This is a genomic window from Rhizobacter sp., from assembly GCF_032229685.1.
GTDB lineage: Bacteria > Pseudomonadota > Gammaproteobacteria > Burkholderiales > Burkholderiaceae_C > LMDS01.
The window spans coordinates 77,000-94,990 of the sequence record NZ_JAVTWP010000030.1; the positions used below are offsets into that span (position 1 = coordinate 77,000).

Annotated in this window: 17 protein-coding genes; 13 read left to right on the forward strand and 4 right to left on the reverse strand. The window is 63.7% G+C overall.

The window, feature by feature from the left end:
- The first annotated feature begins 4 nt into the window (after positions 1-4).
- From AC30PD_RS11090 to AC30PD_RS11150, 13 genes are all read left to right on the forward strand, one after another.
- Positions 5-337, forward strand: a complete 333-nt coding sequence (locus AC30PD_RS11090; RefSeq protein WP_489535707.1) for a VirB3 family type IV secretion system protein — start codon at positions 5-7, stop codon at positions 335-337.
- Positions 330-2,804 carry a VirB4 family type IV secretion/conjugal transfer ATPase gene (locus AC30PD_RS11095; RefSeq protein WP_489535708.1) on the forward strand — a complete coding sequence of 825 codons (2,475 nt, stop codon included), beginning with the start codon at positions 330-332 and terminating at the stop codon, positions 2,802-2,804. Before AC30PD_RS11090 ends, AC30PD_RS11095 begins: the two co-directional genes overlap by 8 nt.
- The gene (locus AC30PD_RS11100; RefSeq protein ID WP_489535709.1) at positions 2,801-3,208 is read left to right on the forward strand and encodes a hypothetical protein; all 408 of its coding nucleotides are present in this window, start codon (positions 2,801-2,803) and stop codon (positions 3,206-3,208) included. Before AC30PD_RS11095 ends, AC30PD_RS11100 begins: the two co-directional genes overlap by 4 nt.
- Positions 3,209-3,222: 14 nt before the next feature.
- Complete coding sequence (locus AC30PD_RS11105) at positions 3,223-4,320, forward strand: TrbL/VirB6 family protein (protein WP_489535710.1); 1,098 nt, start codon at positions 3,223-3,225, stop codon at positions 4,318-4,320.
- A gap of 24 nt (positions 4,321-4,344) precedes the next feature.
- The gene (locus AC30PD_RS11110) at positions 4,345-5,040 is read left to right on the forward strand and encodes a TrbJ/VirB5 family protein (protein ID WP_489535711.1); all 696 of its coding nucleotides are present in this window, start codon (positions 4,345-4,347) and stop codon (positions 5,038-5,040) included.
- 11 nt (positions 5,041-5,051) lie between these two features.
- Positions 5,052-5,822, forward strand: a complete 771-nt coding sequence (locus AC30PD_RS11115) for a VirB8 family type IV secretion system protein (protein ID WP_489535712.1) — start codon at positions 5,052-5,054, stop codon at positions 5,820-5,822.
- A 98-nt stretch (positions 5,823-5,920) separates the two neighbouring features.
- Entirely contained in the window at positions 5,921-6,742 is an 822-nt protein-coding gene (locus AC30PD_RS11120) for a TrbG/VirB9 family P-type conjugative transfer protein (protein ID WP_489535846.1), read from the forward strand.
- A complete protein-coding gene (gene virB10 / locus AC30PD_RS11125; RefSeq protein ID WP_489535713.1) occupies positions 6,739-8,169 on the forward strand; it encodes a type IV secretion system protein VirB10 in 1,431 nt (476 codons plus the stop codon). The genes AC30PD_RS11120 and virB10 overlap by 4 nt, the downstream gene beginning before the upstream one ends.
- An 8-nt stretch (positions 8,170-8,177) precedes the next feature.
- Entirely contained in the window at positions 8,178-9,266 is a 1,089-nt protein-coding gene (gene virB11, locus AC30PD_RS11130) for a P-type DNA transfer ATPase VirB11 (protein WP_489535714.1), read from the forward strand.
- Positions 9,263-11,290, forward strand: a complete 2,028-nt coding sequence (locus AC30PD_RS11135) for a type IV secretory system conjugative DNA transfer family protein (protein ID WP_489535715.1) — start codon at positions 9,263-9,265, stop codon at positions 11,288-11,290. Before virB11 ends, AC30PD_RS11135 begins: the two co-directional genes overlap by 4 nt.
- 21 nt (positions 11,291-11,311) lie before the next feature.
- Positions 11,312-11,956, forward strand: coding sequence for an OmpA family protein (locus AC30PD_RS11140; RefSeq protein WP_489535716.1), 645 nt, complete (start codon positions 11,312-11,314; stop codon positions 11,954-11,956).
- Positions 11,957-11,995: 39 nt separating this feature from the next.
- Complete coding sequence (locus AC30PD_RS11145; RefSeq protein ID WP_489535717.1) at positions 11,996-13,123, forward strand: LPD7 domain-containing protein; 1,128 nt, start codon at positions 11,996-11,998, stop codon at positions 13,121-13,123.
- Between the two features lie 9 nt (positions 13,124-13,132).
- Positions 13,133-14,407 (forward strand): DUF1173 domain-containing protein, encoded by a 1,275-nt coding sequence (locus AC30PD_RS11150; RefSeq protein WP_489535718.1) that lies wholly within the window; start codon positions 13,133-13,135, stop codon positions 14,405-14,407.
- Positions 14,408-14,621: 214 nt separating this feature from the next.
- Here the strand turns inward: AC30PD_RS11150 and AC30PD_RS11155 are convergent, their stop codons facing one another.
- From AC30PD_RS11155 to AC30PD_RS11170, 4 genes are all read right to left on the reverse strand, one after another.
- The gene (locus AC30PD_RS11155) at positions 14,622-15,728 is read right to left on the reverse strand and encodes a nucleotidyltransferase-like protein (protein WP_489535719.1); all 1,107 of its coding nucleotides are present in this window, start codon (positions 15,726-15,728) and stop codon (positions 14,622-14,624) included.
- Entirely contained in the window at positions 15,718-16,356 is a 639-nt protein-coding gene (locus AC30PD_RS11160; RefSeq protein WP_489535720.1) for a Cap15 family cyclic dinucleotide receptor domain-containing protein, read from the reverse strand. Before AC30PD_RS11160 ends, AC30PD_RS11155 begins: the two co-directional genes overlap by 11 nt.
- 135 nt (positions 16,357-16,491) lie before the next feature.
- Positions 16,492-16,656 carry a hypothetical protein gene (locus tag AC30PD_RS11165; RefSeq protein ID WP_489535721.1) on the reverse strand — a complete coding sequence of 55 codons (165 nt, stop codon included), beginning with the start codon at positions 16,654-16,656 and terminating at the stop codon, positions 16,492-16,494.
- Between the two features lie 326 nt (positions 16,657-16,982).
- Entirely contained in the window at positions 16,983-17,639 is a 657-nt protein-coding gene (locus AC30PD_RS11170; RefSeq protein ID WP_489535722.1) for a hypothetical protein, read from the reverse strand.
- Positions 17,640-17,991 lie beyond the last annotated feature (352 nt).

Below are 17,991 nucleotides of genomic sequence, written 5' to 3' on the forward strand. Positions count from 1 at the left end.
GACCATGCAAGCCGAAGCCATCTATAAGGGCGCCACGCGGCCCGCCATGAAGCTGGGCATACCCCTGGTGCCGCTGGTCATCCTCTTCGGCGCGGGGATGCTGCTGATCATGTGGGGCGGCATCCTGGTGAGCTGGTGGATCGCCTTGGCCGTGCTGCTGGCCTTCTTGCCGGCACTGCTGTGGATGCGCTTCGTCACTAGCAAAGACGACCAGCGGTTCCGGCAGATGTTCGTCGCCATGAAGTTGCGCCTGCACGACCGCAATCGCCGCTTCTGGCACGCGCGCAGCTATGCACCCACACTCTACCGGGGAGCCCGTGAAGCTTGGCATGTCTAAGGCCTCAGGCTCAGTCGAGCCGTCCGTCCGCGCTGACGTTCGGCCTCGGCACTGGGCGCAGGCGAAGGCCGAGAACCCGCTCGCGCGGTTCGTGCCTTTTTCGTCGCTGGTCAGTCCGAACGACGTGATCACGCGCGGCGGCGACTACCTGCGGGTCTGGCGGCTCGATGGCGTGCCATTCGAATGCTCGGACGAGCACCTGATCGCCGAGCGGCATGAGGCGTTGTGCAGCCTCTTGCGCAACCTCGCAGGGGGGCAATGGGCCGTGTGGACTCACCGCCTGCACCGCGTCGTCGGAGATGCGCTTCAGGAACCAATCGAGCTGGGTTTCGCGCGCGATCTCTCCATGGCGTATCACGCCAAGCTCGGCGAGCGCCGCATGATGAGCAATGAGCTGTACCTGACGCTCGTCTACCGGCCCAACGCCTCGCGCATGAGCCGCGCGCTGCAATCGACGCAGCGCACGCGAGCCAACATTGCCGATGCGCAGGCCGATGCGTTGCGGGTGATGGAAGAGCGTTCGGCGCTGGTTGGGCGCGTGTTGCGAGGGTTCGGGCCGCAGTTGCTCGGGATGCGCGAGGAACGTGGACGCAGCTACTCCGAAGTCGCCGAGTTTTTTGGCTACCTGGTCAACGGATGCTGGCGCGCGATTCCGTCAGCAGCCGGCGCGCTGTATCGCACGCTGACGACGGCACGCCTCTCCTTCGGCGGCGACAAGCTCGAGCTGCGTCACGGGGACGCGCGCCGATACGCCGCTCTGGTGGACATCAAGGAATACGCTGACGCGGTGGAGCCTGGCATCTTGAACTCGTTGCTCTACGAAGCCAGCGAGTTCATCGAAACGCAGAGCTTCTCGATCCTGCCTCGTCGCGAAGCCATGCGCTCGCTTGAACTGCAACGCGACCAGCTCATCGCCAGCGATGACGTGGTCGAGACGCAGGTCGCCGAAATGGACGTGGCACTCAACGAGCTCGGAGACGGCCAGTTCTGCATGGGCGAGTACCACTACAGCCTGGTTGTGTTCGGTGACGACGTGGCCGATGCCGGGCGACGCGCGGCACAAGCCATCGGCGCGGTGGGCGAAGCGTCGAGCCTGCAAATGTCGCCTGTCGATCTGGTGGCCGATGCTGCTTGGTTCGCGCAGATGCCGGGCAACTGGCAGTGGCGGCCCCGGGATGCGAAGCTCTCGTCGCGAGCGTTCGCCGCCCTGGCCAGCGGCCACAACTTCGCACGCGGCAAGCGCGACGGCAACCCCTGGGGCGAGGCGCTGGCCCTGCTGCGCACGCCGTCGGGCCAGCCCTTCTATCTGAACCTGCACAGCAGCCCCGAAGGCGAAGACTCGGGCGACAAGAAGCTGCCGGGCAACACGCTGATCATCGGTTCGACCGGCGTCGGCAAGACGACGTTGGAAATGTTCCTGCTGACACTCACGCGGAAATGGCAACCGGCGCCGAGGCTCGTGCTGTTCGACCTGGACCGCGGCTGCGAGATCGCCATCCGAGCCCTCGGTGGACGCTACTTCACCCTCGAAGCCGGCAAGCCCACCGGCTGCAACCCGCTGCAACGCGAGCCCACGCCGGCCCGCATCCAGTTCTGGGAGCAACTGATCCGCACCTGCATCGCCACACCGGCCATGCCGCTGCTGCCATCCGACGAGCGCGCGATTGCTGACGCCGTGAAGGCGGTCGCAATGATGCCGGCCAGCCTGCGCCGCTTCTCCACGGTGCGGCAGAACCTGCCCAAGTCGGGCGAGAACAGCCTCTTCGAGCGGCTCGGCCGCTGGTGCCAGGGCGGCGCGCTCGGGTGGGTCTTCGACCAGGCCGACGACCGACTGCTCGATCTTCACGCTGCGTCGGTGATCGGCTTCGACACGACCGAGTTCCTTGACCTGCCCGAGGTGCGCACGCCGGTGATGATGTACCTGCTGCAGGTGATGGAAGAGCTGGTCAACGGCGAACGGCTGATCTACGTGATCTCCGAGTTCTGGAAGGCGCTCGATCACGAGATCTTCAGCGACTTCGCCAAGCAGAAGCAGAAGACGATCCGAAAGCAGAACGGCCTGGGCATCTTCGACACTCAGAGCCCATCCGACGTGCTGCGACACCCCATCGGCCGAACCATGGTCGAGCAGAGCGTGACGAAGATGTTCCTCGCCAACCCCGAAGCGGTGCGCGAGGAATACGTTGACGGTTTCGGGCTCAGCGAAGCCGAGTTCGAGATCGTCCGCAGCCTTGGCGCGCAGGGCGGCCGGCGCTTCCTTGTGAAGCAAGGCCACTCCAGCGCGATCTGCGAACTCGACCTGGCAGGCCTGAGCGATTTCGTGACCGTGTTGTCGGCCACGACCGACAACGTTGCACTGCTCGACAGCGTGCGCGAACGGCATGGTGACGATCCGTTTCAATGGCTTCCCGTTCTCCTTCGCGAGGTTCAGGATCGCAAGACCCGAACCTCAAGGAGAGCCGCATGAAGATCGTTCAATCACTCCTCGTCTGCGTCGCAATGGCCGTCGCCTCAACGGCGTCGATTGCGCAATTCGTCAAGGGCAACGAGGCCGTCAAGGTCATGCCCGACGGGAGCAAGCGTGTCGAGACACCGCCCACGACGGGAGCACTCCTTGCGAAGCCGTGCCCGGCAGCTCAGCCGGCTTGCTCTGGGGGCGGCTGGAAGATGGTCGAAACAGCGGATGGATTGGCTGAGTGCACGGAAATCTATGCCCGCCCGGGCACGTGCCGCGCGTCGACGTACGGCACTCAGAAGCTCTCGCGACTGTGGATCGTCCAGAAGGGTTCGCAGTGGATGCACTGCCAATACCCAGACATGTCCAGCAAGTGCGTCAGCGTCAAAAGCCTGCCTTTCAGCGCAGTGCAATAAGTTGGAGCGGAAAGATGTTTACCTGGGTCGGCGCGCAGTTCAATTCGATTCTCAGCACTTACGTGCTGGGCGTCGTTTCCGCGCTCATGACCGCCATCGCTCCGATCGCACTCACTGCAATGACGCTCTGGGTCGCGTTGTACGGCTGGGCAGTGCTTCGCAACGAGGTATCGGAGACCGTGCCGACCTTTCTGTGGAAGGTCTTCAAGATCGGGCTGGTTCTCGCGTTCGCGCTCCAAGCGGGCTTCTACATCTCTAACGTCTCGGATACGGCCGACGCGCTCGCCTCGGGTGTGGCGGCGACGTTCTTGCCTGCGGCTGCGAATCCGCTGACGGTCTCGTCGCCTTATGCCATGTTGGACGCGTTCAACGACCAGGCGAGCTTGCTGGTGCTTGATCTGCTGAAGGATGCCGGCATCACGCGCCTCGACCTTCTGCTGGCTGCGGTGGTGTGCTCGATCGGCAACGTCGTATTCCTGTGCATTGCACTCTTTGTCGTGACGTTGGCGAAGTTGTTTCTCACGTTCGTGATCGCCATCGGCCCGATATTCATCTTGTCCTTGGCGTGGCGCCCAACGGCCCGATTCTTCGATAGCTGGCTGTCGATGGTGCTGAACTCCGTCGTTCTCACATGGTTCGCGTTCTTTGCGCTCGGGCTGAGCGTCTACATGGGTCAAGCCATGGTCCAGGTCGTCCAGTCACAGGGCGGCTTTCAAGGGCCGACGTTCAACGTGGTCGGCGAGAGCCTTCGCTACTGCGTCGTCATGATCCTGATGGCCATCATCTGCTTCCAGGCCCCGAGCCTTGCCTCCGCCTTAACTGGCGGTGCTGCGATCCAGCAAGGCATCCAGATGGTCCAGAACGCGATGATGGTCGCCGGCCTGCGCTCAGCGTCGGCGGCCAGGGGCGCCGGTCCCGCCGCAGCGGGCGGTGTCGTTCGCGCCGGGGCCGGCATCCCTCACGCAGCAGGCCGCGCCACCGGCGCGATGGCCGTCGCCGGAGCCCGCTTCGCAGGAACCATGGCCACCGGCGCCGGCGCCATGGCTCGACAAGGCTACGGGGTCGCCCGAGCCGCCGCCTACAAGCTCGCCGCACTGCGCGCGCGAGCGTAGATCAACCCACCAAGGAGCGTCGAAATGCACACACGTCTCAAAGTCGCTGCCGCCGTACTCATTGCCTTCGGCGCTAGTAACGCCCGCGCATCTGGCATCCCCGTCGTCGACATTGCGAACCTTGTCCAGACCCTGCTGCAGGTCCTCAACGACATCACGGAGATCAGCAATCAGGTACAGCAGATCAAGCAGTTGCAGACTCAGGTCGACAGCATCAACGGCATCCGCAACCTGGGTCAGGTGTTCAACAACCCGATGTTGAAGAACTACGTGCCTGCCGAGGCCTACACCTACCTCAACGCGGTCAACACCTCCGGTTATTCGGGGCTCAACGCCACCGCCAAGACGTTGCGTGACGTCGGAATGGTCTACAACTGCATGGACCTCGCTGGCGGCGCTCGAACGGACTGCCAGGCGGCACTCGCCCAGCCATATCAGCAGAAAGGCCTGTTGCAAGACGCGATGAAGTCCGCTTCCGGGCGTCTGTCGCAGATCAATGCGCTGATGGACCAGATCAACGGCACCAGCGACCAGAAGGCCATCCAGGAGATTCAGGCGCGCATCGGCGCCGAGAACGCGCTGCTTGCGCACGAAGTGTCGCAGGTGCAGATGCTGCAAGGCATGGCCGACAGCGAGGAGCGCATCGCCCGCTCCCGCGAACGTGAGCGCCAGTACCAGATGCTCGGCCGCACCGGCAGGATCGCCGACTACCTTCCCTGATCGGACCACCCATGAACGCCGTGCTCAACCCGGGCAGAGCCGCTGCATTGCCTGATCGCAGCCGCGCCACTGCCGAAGCGAACGAATCTGCCCACCTCGGTGCCAATCGGGCGTGGGAGATTGATCGGGCGGTGATGCTGGAACGCTCGGAGCGTCGCGCCTGGTGGGTCGCCATCGCCGGGTTGATGCTCGGCCTGATCGGCATCGCTGCTGTCTTTGTGCAGGGGCCGTTGCGTCGCGTGGTCGAGATACCGATCGTCGTCGACCGGGTGACCGGCGAGGCAACGATTCAGCAGCGCCTCGATGTCGAAACGATCCCGCCGATGGAGGCGCTGGACAAGCACAACCTGGCGATCTTCGTTCGGGCACGAGAGGCCTACAGCTGGATGTTCCTGCAACGCGATTTTGACCAGGTCGCACGCATGGCAGTGCCCGGCGTGTTCATCGACTACAACCGCCAGTTCGAAGGCGACGGAGCGCTGCAGAAAAAACTGGGTGCCAGCGAGGACTGGCGCATCAACGTGGTGGGCGTGCGCCTGGCGGCGTCAGGCCGCAGCGGCAACCGCGGTGAAGCAACGGTCACCTACGACAAGGTCGTGCGCCTCACCGACCGCAACCTGCCGGATGTGACGACGCGGCACGTCGCCAGCGTCGTCTTCCAGTACCAGCCCAAGGTACTGGCCAAGGAGCGCGACCGACTGGAGAACCCTTTCGGGTTCGTCGTCATGGCCTACCGCTCCGACCCCGAGATCAACACCGCCGCTCCGGGCGCGAAGCCATGAAGCGCATCGCACTGTTCGCCATTGCCGTGGCCGGTGCGCTCTCAGCGTCGGCCGCGAGTTCGGCCGACATCTCGGGCGTGGACCCTCGCTTGCGCGAAGTGCAATACGACCCGCGAGCGGTGGTGAGCGTGCCGGTCAAGCGCGGTGTCGTGACGCTCGTCGTGCTCGATGCCGACGAGTCCATCACCGAAGTGGCCGCCGGGCTCGGTGGCGATTGCGCCAAGCCCGATGCGGCTTGGTGCGTCGCCGCGCAGCCTGGCGGGCGAAACCTGTTCGTCAAGGCGAAGAGCACGGCAGGTGCGCCGAACAACCTCGCCGTCGTCACCGACCGACGCACGCACTCGTTTCGATTCGTCGTGCTCGCGGACAACGACCCGAAGTCGCCGGTTTATCGGCTGGTGGTGAAGGCACCTGCAGTTGCAGGTCCGACGGCGGGACGGCTCGCCCTTCGAGATACAACGCCGCTAGTGGCCCTGCCCGCTGTGCCGCCTCCACCTTCGCCGCAGGAAGTGATCGCAGAGCGGCTGCAGGCCAAGCCGCTGGTGATGAACTCGCACTACTCGATCGCCGAGGGCAAAGGCTCCGAAGACATCGTGCCGACTCTGGTCTTCGACGATGGCCGCTTCACCTACATCCGGTTCCCCGGTAATCGGGAAGTGCCTGCCGTGTTCCATGTGCTCGGTGACGGCAGCGAGACGCTGGTCAACGCCCGCATGGAAGAAGACCTGTTGGTGGTCGATCGCGTCAGCCGTCGGCTAATGCTGCGTTCCGGCTCGGCCGTGGTCGGGGTGTGGAACGAAGCCTTCGATCTGGATGGTGTACCTCCGGACGGCGGCACCACGGTGCCTGGCGTCCAGCGCGTTCTGAAGGCCGAAGCTCGTGACTCACAGGCCGGACGGCGCTTGGGAGCATCGCAGTGAACGAACGTTCCGAACGGCGCGAGGAATCCAGCATGGGATCTGGCACGAGCGCTGAGGGCGACGGCAACACGATTGCCCCGCTGCCCGGCGAGTCCGGCATCCCCAACGTCGCCGAGCGGTCGCGCACCCCGATGTCGAAGAAGGGTCTGCTGGCGGTTGGGCTGTTGATCCTCTCGCTTGTGGCGGTGTCGGCCTTCTCGATTCAGCGCTTCGCGTCCAGCGGGAAGAAGGCAGACGACGGCGAGTCCAAGCGCGTGGGCGACCGGCCGACGGCTGCGACGGCCGAACCCCGCAGGCTCGACATGACCGCAGTCGCCGCCTCGTCTCCACGCATTCCAGCTTTGGTGCCGGCGGCACAAGAAGTTGCCGAGCCGATCGGCGTGCGGCGCACCGGCCGGGGCGCGCCTGCGGCCGGTGGTCCGAAGCCCACCCTTCCGGAGGACGCGCCCGCCTTGTTGGTGACCACTCGACCGGGTGCCGGGCTAACCAGTACGCTTGGCACCGGGCGCACTGATCCCGCGGCCATGCGTACTGGCGCGGGTCGAGTCCAGGAACAAGAGGTCGACCCGAACGATCCGATCGCAGCCACGACGCGCAATCTGCAGGGCTATCAACAGCAGTTGCAAGGTCTGCTCGACACGCTGACCCGAAGTACAGCGATGGCCACCGGGCAGTCTCCGATTGCAGCCCCCACAGGAGCGACATCCTTCAGTGTGCCCCCGTCCGGCGGCCCCACGACGGGTGCCGTTCCCTCGCAAGGGGGTGGCCTATTCGGGGGACAACTTCAAGGCTCGGCCACGCCGCGCGTCGCTGCCACGATGCTCGGCAACCGCAGCCTGACCCTGCCGAAGGGCACGGCCTTCACCTGCGCCCTGAAGACGAAGGTCATCAGCGCCACGTCTGGCTTCGTCAGCTGCCAGGTCCAGCGCAACGTCTTCAGCGACGACGGCCGCGTACTGTTGGTCGAGCGCGGTTCGCACATGGACGGCGAGTACCGCATCGCCTCGGTGCGTCCGGGCACGGTGCGGATCCCGGTGCTGTGGACGCGCATCCGCACGCCGAACGGCGTGACCGTGGACATTGACTCACCGGGCACCGGCCCGCTCGGCGAGTCCGGCATCGACGGCTACGTCGACAACCGCTGGTTCGAGCGCATCGGCGCGGCGATGCTGCTCTCGCTGATCGACGATTCGGTCAAGCTGGTCATCCAGAACCAGGCTTCTCTGTCAAACGCGGACACACAGGCCAACACGGTCGTGCTGCCCTCGACCACAGCGAACACCAGCAAGCTCGCCGAGAAGGTGCTGGACAGCACGATCAACATTCCGCCGCTGATCTACCAAAACCAGGGCGGCATCGTCGGCATCTACGTCGCGCGCGACGTGGACTTTTCATCGGTTTACGAACTGAAGCCGGTTGCTCGGTGAGAACCGCGATGAATGCCGCCGCTCAAGATCACGGCATCGCCGCCGAAGGCTGGTGCGGCGATGCCACCTCGGTCGTCGAATTTCTGCGCCCCTTGCGCGACCGGCTCGATGCACCGGGCGTACTGGAGGTCTGCGTCAACCGGCCCGGCGAACTGCTCATCGAGACCGTGCGCGGATGGCAAGTGGCGTCAGCCCCGGAGATGACGTTGGAACGCTGCCTGTCGCTGGCAACGGCGGTGGCCACCTTCTGCGATCAACAAGTGAATCAGGAACGGCCGCTGCTGTCGGCGACGCTGCCAAGCGGCGAGCGCATCCAGTTCGTCATCCCGCCCGCCGTCACGCGGGGCACCGTCTCGATCACGGTGCGCAAGCCCTCGCACCTGATCAAACGTCTCGATGACTTCGAGCGCGAAGGCCTGTTCGAGCGCACGGCCACGGTAGTTCGCACGCCGTCGAGCGAGCTGCTGCCGTTCGAGCAAGAGCTCGTCGCCCTCAAGGACGCGGGCCGCTACGCCGAGTTCTTGCGCCTGGCCGTTCGCAAGCACCAGACCATTGTCGTCAGCGGCAAGACCGGCTCGGGTAAGACGACTTTCATGAAGGGTTTGGTCGAGGAAGTGCCAAAGCACGAGCGGCTGATCACGATCCAGGACACGGCCGAGCTGACCTTGCCCAACCACCCAAACGTGGTTCACCTGTTCTACAGCAAGGACGCGCAGGGCACGGCGCGCGTGACGGCGAAGTCGCTGCTCGAAGCCTGCCTGCGCATGAAGCCGGACCGTATCTTCCTCGCCGAAGTTCGGGGCGACGAGTGTTTCTACTTCGTGAGGCTCGCCGCATCCGGCCATCCGGGCAGCATCACCAGCCTGCACGCCGGCAGTTGCGCGCTGGCCTTCGAGCAGATGTCTCTGATGATCCGCGAGAGCGGTGCCGGCGGCGGCCTGCGCATGAACGAGATCAAGTGGCTGCTGAACGTGGTCGTCGACGTGATCGTGCAGTTCGATCGCGACGAGCGCGGTCGGTTCATTTCTGAAGTCTTCTACGAACCGCGTCGGCAACGGCTCGGCCGTTGGGATGACTCGGTACAGGCTGCGGCATGAGCGGCGCCACGTCATTGCCGATGTCGAGCTGGCCGATCGGGCGCAAGGCGGCAGCCGGCGTCTTCGCGGTCGCTGGCTTCTCGGTGCTGGCGTGCGCGGCAGTCTACGTGTCGGCGGTGTTGTTCCTCGTGCTCAACAAGGCAAACCCGCGCCAGGCCGAGTTCATGAGCATCGTGGACTACTGGGCGCTCTACGCCGACGACGCGGGACTCCGCAAGAAGCTCATCGGTTCGATGGCAGCATCCGCCCTTGGCTTGCTTGTCGTGCTGCCTGGTGCGCTCTTCGCGGCATCGCGGCAGCGGCGCCCGCTTCACGGCGACGCTCGGTTTGCCAACTCGGGAGAAGTAGCGTGCGCCGGCTTGATCGAAAGTGCGAAGCGACCTGGCCCGAGCATCCTGGTAGGCCGGTATCGCGGCAAGTTCCTTGCGCTGCCCGGCCAGCTCTCGGTGATGCTGTCAGCACCGACGCGCAGCGGCAAAGGCGTTGGCGTGGTCGTGCCGAACCTGCTCAACTGGCCCGACTCCGTGGTGGTGCTCGACATCAAGGGCGAGAACTACGACATCACGGCGGGCTACCGTTCCGAGCGTGGACAGGCCATCTATGCTTTCTCGCCCTTCGACGAATCGGCGCGCAGCCACCGATGGAATCCGCTCACCGCCGTCCGCACCAGCCCACTTCACCGTGTTGGTGATCTGCTCACCATCGGTCAGGTGTTCTTCCCGAACGACGGGAGCGGCACGTCGTCGGAAGCGTTCTTCAACGATCAGGCTCGCAACCTCTTCCTGGGGCTCGGCCTAGTCTTGCTGGAAACGCCTGACCTGCCGCGCACCATCGGTGAACTACTGCGCCAGTCGTCCGGGCGCGGTCAATCGCTGAAGGGCCATCTGTCCGCGCTCATCGAACAGCGCAAGTCGGCAGGCAACGCGCTGTCGGACGAGTGCACCGATGCGCTGCAGCGGCTGCTATCGAATTCCGAGAACACGCTCACCAGCATCGTCTCGACGCTCAACGCGCCGCTGACGATCTTCGCCGATGCCGTGGTGGACGCGGCGACGTGCGCCGACGACTTTCGGCTGGAAGACGTGCGGCGCCGGCGCATGTCGATCTACGTGCGCATCCCGCCGAACCGGCTGGCCAATGCCCGGCCGCTGCTGAACCTGTTCTTCTCGCAACTGGTCAGCCTCAACACGCAGCATCTGCCGGAGCAGGATCCAAGCCTCAAGCTGCAGTGCCTTCTGGTCAACGACGAGTTCACGGCGATGGGTCGCGTCGGCGTCATCTCGTCCGCTGCCGCTTTCCTGGCCGGCTACAACCTGCGGCTGCTGACCGTCGTGCAGGCGATGTCGCAACTGGATGCGGTGTACGGCGACAAGGACGCCCGCACCTTCGCCACCAACCACGGTCTGCAGATCCTCTACGCGCCGCGAGAGCAGCGCGACGCCGACGAGTACAGCGCGATGCTCGGCCAGTTCACCGAGCGTGCCACGTCGCGCGGGCGCAGCCGGTCTTTCAGCCAGCACGGCCACAGTTCGGTCAGTCGAAACGAAAGCGAACAACGCCGGTCACTGCTGCTGCCGCAGGAGTTCAAGGAACTCGGCAGTGAACGCCTGGTGGTGATCTTCGAGAACTGCAAGCCGATCCTGGGCGAGAAGATTCGCTACCACCGCGAGAAGGTGTTCACCTCGCGGCTTCGTCGGCCGCCGGCCGTCCCGCAGATCGACATGGACCTGCACATGGCTCGCGTGCAGCAACGCTGGCGCTTTGCGAACGACGAACTGGCACCGGGCGAAGGCTTGAGTGTCGAGGCGCTAGCCCACGAAGTTACGCTGCTGCCCGATATGTTCGACACGGCGCCGGACAAGCTCGCGGACGACTTGCTGAATTTCTTCGGTCAGGTCGACCACGGCGCCGGCAGCGCAGTTGACTCCGGCGGTTCGATCGAAGCGGTCGCCGACGAGGACGGCGTGCTGACGTCGCATGAGGTCGAACCCGAGCCTCAGCCCTTGGCGCCCAGCCTTCCTTGACCCACGCACCGGAGACCTGTCATGCGCCCTACGTCGTCACTGATCCCGTTGCTGCTGGTGCTGGGCTCGTGCGGCTCGCCGCCGAAGCCGCCGACGGTTGATGAGTCAAACAAGCGGCCGGCGAACTCGGCGATGGCCGTCGATCTCCAGGTCTGCAAGAGCGATCTGCAGAACACCCGCATCCTGGCCACCGAATCGAGTCGGCTCGCCGAATCGGCCGCTGCGACACTTGCACGTGTTTCCGCGCAGCAGCAGGCCATCGCCGCGGCGCAGATGGCAACGCCTGCATCGTCGCCAGCCAACGGGGTCTTCACGATCCGCTTCACCTTCGGCAGCACGCGCGTCGTCGTTCCTGCGGATACCGCCTCGGCCTTGGTCGAGAGCGCCCGCAGTGCGCCGTTGGTGCTGTTGCGCGGCCGGACGGACGGCGCGACCGACTCCGCCGCAGAGAGCCGCATTGCCCGTGAGCGCGCAGCTGCCGTGCGTGAGTACCTGGTCGGTGCTGGCGTCGATGCGGCGCGCATCCGGGCCACGTACCAGCCAGCGGGCGACCACGCCGCCGACAACTCGAGCCCTGCCGGCCAAGGCCTGAACAGGCGCGTCGAGATCGAGGTGTACCGGGCACTGCCGGTCGCCATGGGTTCTTCGGCCGCTGCCATGCCGTGAGCCGTCACACCTTGGACCGTACACCCCAGCGAGGACACCATGGATGCCGAAACCTCTCCCTCTCGTCGCCCGACCTCGGCCCAGGGCGGCACGGTCGAGCCTGTCAACCGTGCCACAGTCGCCAAAGAACGCTTCCAGACGCCGCTCGACGTACCCGGTGAGCGCTACGAGCTGCGCGACCCGTTCGCGGAAGTGACGTACCGCGCGAATAACTTCCCCGAGATGGTCGCGAAAGCCGACCAGCTCGGCAGCAGCCGCTTCATCGCACTGGACGCCGAGGGCAAACGCACGACGGTGCAGAAGGTCAATGGCGAATGGCAGCGCGGCCCAAAGCGCTCGGCGGCACCCGAGCGGCCGGTCGACGCCACGCCGGTACGCGATGAAGTACCGCAGACGACGAATGTCGTGCCGTTGGGCAAGGCACAACCGCAAGCCGAGGCCGCAGACGCGAAGGTCATCGCCAGCATTGACGCGAAAGCAGAGCGGGCCGCCGTGGTGGCAAGGCTCGAAGCTGCACTGGTGGATCGGTACCTCATCAAACGGGCACCCGTGACTGTCGGCGACGTGACGATCGGCCGCACCGAGTACAGATTCCGCGGCGACACGTCGCGCGTGGCCTTCACCGAGTCGACATTTCGGCTGGCAACCGACACCAACAGCCCGTCGGTGGCGCGGTCGATGGTGGATGTGGCCGAGGCACGCAACTGGCGCGCGCTGCGGGTCTCGGGCAACGAAGACTTCAAACGCATGGTGTGGTTGGAAGCCTCGGTGCGAGGCGTCAAAGCGCTCGGATACGAGCCGAACCCGGCCGACCTTGAAGTGCTGCAGAAGGAACGCGAGGCGCGGTTGGTCAACCGGATCGAGCCGGCGCGTGGGGACAGCCCCGCTGCTGGGGCAGCACCCATCGAGAAAGCGTCCGCCCGCGGCGGTAGCGGACGCAAGGCCGTGCTCGCCGCGATCGAGGCGGTGCTGGTCGCGAAGGGTGTACCCGACAAACAGCGCGAGGCCGTGATGGCGGCGGCCACCGAGAAACTCGCACAGCGCTTGCGTGAGGGTCAGTCGATCAAGGTCAAGGTGTACGACAAGGCGGCACCGTCTCGACGGCCGGCGGTCGTGCCAACGCCAGAAGTGCAGCGCAGCCGCGAGCGTGCCGCCCCGGCGCGTTGAGGTACGGTCATGCAAGGGACAACGACCGAGGCGGTCGCGCCAGCGTCGCAGTCCGCGTATCTCATCGCCGGCCTGCGGTTCCGGATCGATTCGTCAGGCTTCGCCGAAGCCATCGCGGCGGCACACGCCGAACACCATCGGCTTCGATGCCTCTGCTTGCACGGCGGGATCGAGATGTACGTGGCGCGGCTAGGCGACGGCTTCATCGTGAAACGCATGCCGAACACCGGCAGCCAACATGCGCCTGATTGCCCGTCCTATGAACCTCCGCCCGAGTTCTCCGGTCTGGGCCAAGTCTTGGGGTCAGCGATCACCGAAGACCTAACCACCGGCGAAACGACGTTGAAGCTCGACTTCTCAATGTCGAAGACCGCAGGGCGCTCTGCGATGCCCACTTCGGGTGGCGACAGCGACAGCGTGACGAGTAGCGGTACGAAGCTCTCGCTGCGCGGGCTGCTGCACTACCTGTGGGACCAGGCCGAGCTGACGCGCTGGCATCCCGGATTTGCCGGCAAGCGGACTTGGGGCACGGTGCGCAAGCATTTGCTGCTGGCGGCCGAGAACAAGACCGCGCGCGGGGATTCACTACGTTCGCGGCTCTATGTCCCCGAGGTGTTCTCGGTCGATCAGCGCGATGCGATCAACGCCAGGCGCCTCGCGCAGTGGTCGCAAGCCATCGCTGCACCCGGCAAGCCGCAGCGCCTGATGCTGCTGATCGCCGAAGTGAAGGAGATCGTGCCGGCGCGCTATGGCTTCAAGGCCGTGGTGAAGCATGTTCCCGACCAGGCCTTCGCGCTGGACGAGCAGCTCTACCGCCGGCTTGGCAGGCGCTTCGAATCGGAGTTGGAACTGTGGGGCGCCACCGAAGACATCCACATGGTCATGGTTGCGACCTTCGGAGTGAGCAGTGCCGGAGTTCCTGCGATCGTCGAGATGTCGCTGATGCCTGCCACGGCGCAATGGCTGCCAATCGAGGACTCCTTCGAGCGCCAACTCGTAGAGCACCTCGTTGCTGATGGGCGAGCCTTCATCAAGGGGCTTCGATACAACCTGCATCGTGACCAGTGCGTTGCCACTGCCATGCTGACGGACACGCGCGACGCGGCGCTTTTGCTGTTCGTCGTGTCGCCAGGGCTCGAGGGAGCGGCATTGGTCGAGGGCACCAACTGCGAGAACCCTCGCGGCGATGCGTCGGTCTGGGTTTGGAAGCCGGCGTCAGAAGCCATGCCCCGGTTTCCTTTGCCCAATCTTGCCGCCACAGCCGGCGTGGCTGCCTCACATTGAGGTCCGCGTCAACGCCGCAGCGGCTGCGTCGGTGGCACTCCGTTCAATCACGCACTTCGGCATCAGACTGAGACGAGCCCTTCGATGGCGAAATACTCAGCGTCCGCTCGTTTCGGAAGCTGACGCTGAGCGGTGTCAGGTCTCGAACGACTGATCACAAATACGGTGCGGGCTGCGTTCGACCGCTGCGGATGCGTAACCCGGCCGCAAGCGCCTAGAGCAAGAGTTCGTTTTCAACCTTGTTCCGCCACGCCTGAAAACTTGTAGGGACATCGGGCTGCAACTCCTGCGCAATGCGCAGGACCAACAAGTTTAGTTCCTCCGACATTTGCGTTACTGCCGCTACATCGGCCGCTGACTGTACGATTTTCCTGCTTCCGTCCACGGCATCGAGCCCTCGCAAATGACTCTCGCTATTTGCGAGGGCGAAGAACCAATTCTGCAACGACGCGACGATTTTCCCCTCGTAGTAGGACTGGTGCATCAGGTCGGAATCTCGCATCGCATACACCAGCGACATGACGTCGAAGCTAGACAATGCGATTGTCAAGTCGGAATCTTCCCTCATGTTTTTAAGCAGGCGAATTGCCTTCTTACAACCACCTCCCGTGCGGGCGTCTTTTGCGTTGATCAACGCGCGCACCTTGAAGGGGAAGTTGGTAATCAGCGCGTACTTCTTCTTGTCGTAGATCTGCACACCCCTATCGTCGTCACTATTGGTCAGCTGATAGGTCGCAGTCTTGTACAGCACGGACGGAACTACGTCGATTTGGCGAAGCAACGAACCCTCAGACATCGTGATGCACTTCGCCCCAGAATCATCTACCGTTGCAGCAGGGAAGGCGGAACGAAGGACCGTGCACGATTCAGAACGCAATTTGACAAGTTCGGAAACTGCATTGCTTGTGCTGCCTGCATAACCGGACGCGGCCACACCATGACTGTCATAGACAAAGAAGCTCCACGGCCAAACGAGCATGTCCACGTCGCTCACGCGTCTCAAATGCACATTCAACGGTAGCGACCCCTGCAGTTCGACCGTCACGACTTTTCCGTTTCTCAGGAGCCCGGAGTCAAGCTGCTTTGCGACACGCTCGGCCTCCCGATAACTGATTGCGGTGTACTTCGCATCCACTTCCTGCATGGACACCAGCGCATATTGGAAGTTCTTTGACTTGGTCTTGTTCTGATAAGTCTGGGCCACCGAGTCCAGAAGCAAACTGGTTGCGGCCTGCGAGGGACCTTTGTTGAGCTCAGCGACGCCCGTACCGTTGCGGCGCGCAGTGACTCTGGCGAGGCGGCTGGAATAGTCAGTTGCCACGTGTCTTCCTGGTTAGGTTCATGCGACCGCCGGTGTATCGGCCGCCACCATTGAAATAGGTCGCTTCGGCGGCGGATCCATCAGCAGAAATATGCCATTCGGCATAGCCGTGATGTGCCTTGAGTTCAGGCTCCCCAGCCCGGGGTTCATTGCGATAGCTGTACATCAGGATGTAGCCCAGGTCCTCCTCTACCAAGATTGACGCGGCGACGCTGCGCGAACGGGATTGTTTCGTCTCGGAGTAAATTCTTATTTTTTCCCAGCTTTGGGAGATAGTCACCGTGGCAGTCCATTTGTATTTGATCTCGCCAGTGTTGGGCTCGATAGTCTCGCCACTGCAATCCCAATTTCCGCGCAGATCAGGAATATCGAGGACGGAATGCACTAGCCAAGTCCGCCACGCCCACTTGTCGAATGCGAGATGCCCGAGCGTGTAGAAGACGGTAGCAGTGAGGGGCAGTGTCCAGAACGCGCGCGCGTGCAAGAAGCCCCAACGCTCTGCGTAGGTGATCGCACTGGCTATTAGGAGCGCGATACCTGAGCTTGCTAGTCCAGCGCCGACACCGAGGAAGCGGCCCACCGTTGCACGGCTATGGCCAATGACGGCATACTCATGATTGGAAGCCAATGTTTCTCCAGTTGAGAAATATCTAACGCGAGACGCCAGCGAGAAGATCCATTCTCCAAGCTACTGCTCAGCGGATAGCGAGCATCACACTGAAAGAGCGCCAACCCTTCGCGACTGGCGCTCAAGTCTCACGACTTACTTCTTGTGCTTAGTCTTGTCGACCAACACGTACCCCTGGCCCGACTTTGGCGTCGGCGGCAAGGGCTCACCCTTGGTCACCGTCACTTCGGTCTTCGTGGTCGTGTTCTTGTACTGGCCGCTCGCGTCGGCCTTGGTGCCGGGAGGCAGGGTCTTACTCATGATGTTGAGCTTTCATAGAACGCCGCAACGTGTGCAGCACTGATGTCAGTGATGCGCCACAGAAATCACGGCCACCAATTCGCGTAGCTGACAAGGACACTCTGTGACGCCTATGATTGCTCTACGGTCGCAATGCCGTAGAGCAGGGAAGCTCGACGTAACCTGGTAATCGGCGGGGTTCGCTGGAGCCCAAACCAATGGGTCCAGTTCCACACCACGGTTGCTAGCCGCATGGAGTCCTTTCTTGTTCGTGCCCTGACAGGCTTAGTTGCACACCGGGAAGCGGGGCTCTGATCAGCCCTGCGACCCACCTCTCGCGCCGATCATCATCGAGCGCTATTTCCATCGTCCCTTGCAAGTTCCTTAGCACGTGCGAGCATGCGAGGGTCTCTTTCCGGCTCACCCTCAGCGTTGTCATTCCGCAACAATTCACCACGTACTGATGAAAGATCCAGTGCCCATCCGCGACCGCGTTCGTTCTTAAACGTCGGCGCCATGCTTAGGATCTGGCTCAGCCGCTGGAGCTTGTTCGCGGCGGTCAACTGCACGCCACGCTTCGTCATCTCTTCCAACAAATCCTCGGTCGAACGCCACGACCCATCGCTCAGAATCTGGAAGCACGCCGCGGCGACCATGTCGCGCTGAGTTCGGAACGACGCCGCATCCGGCTCGCCGCCACCAGCGAACAGCATGCGATTCGCGTTCGCGGGGTAAAAGTGCGACATCTGCATCCCGTGCATCGCCGCGTTGCCTTGCTGTTCGAGTCGCCGTAGTTCGTCTTCCGACTGCGGAATCGACTTCAAGAGCCGCTCGAAAGCCTCAACCTCCTGCATCTCATTCGCCGCCTCGCGCTCCAGATCGGCAGAGCGACGAGCGTAGTGCTTCGCCTGCTGCATCTTGTGCACGGCCGAGCGCCGCTTCGCGCGTGCGTAGCGCACAACGGTTTCGATGTCGGGCAAGTTGGGGCGGTCGGTGTCGTCCATGGCCTCAGTGTAATTCACATTCCATGAAACGCGAAACGCGAACGGAATCTACCTTGACCCGCGCTCGTCGCCGCTCGTCGAGTCATGGAGCAGACCTTTGTGGTGCTGTTCGCGTCTTGCCCGGCCTGGAGCAGTTCCATCCGATCGGCGACCATGCCCATTGGCAGCAGCAAGCCCGTGCCGCCAGTCGACCCGCCTCAGCGCGGCAGCGTGAAGCTCTATTGATGATCGTGTAGTTTCCGACGCCGAGCTCGGCCACTTTGACCATCACAGCGCGCTCTGGACTTGGCGACGCTCTGCGGTTGAGCGGGTAATGGAATCTCGCGGTGGAACGGCTGCAATGCGACTGGAA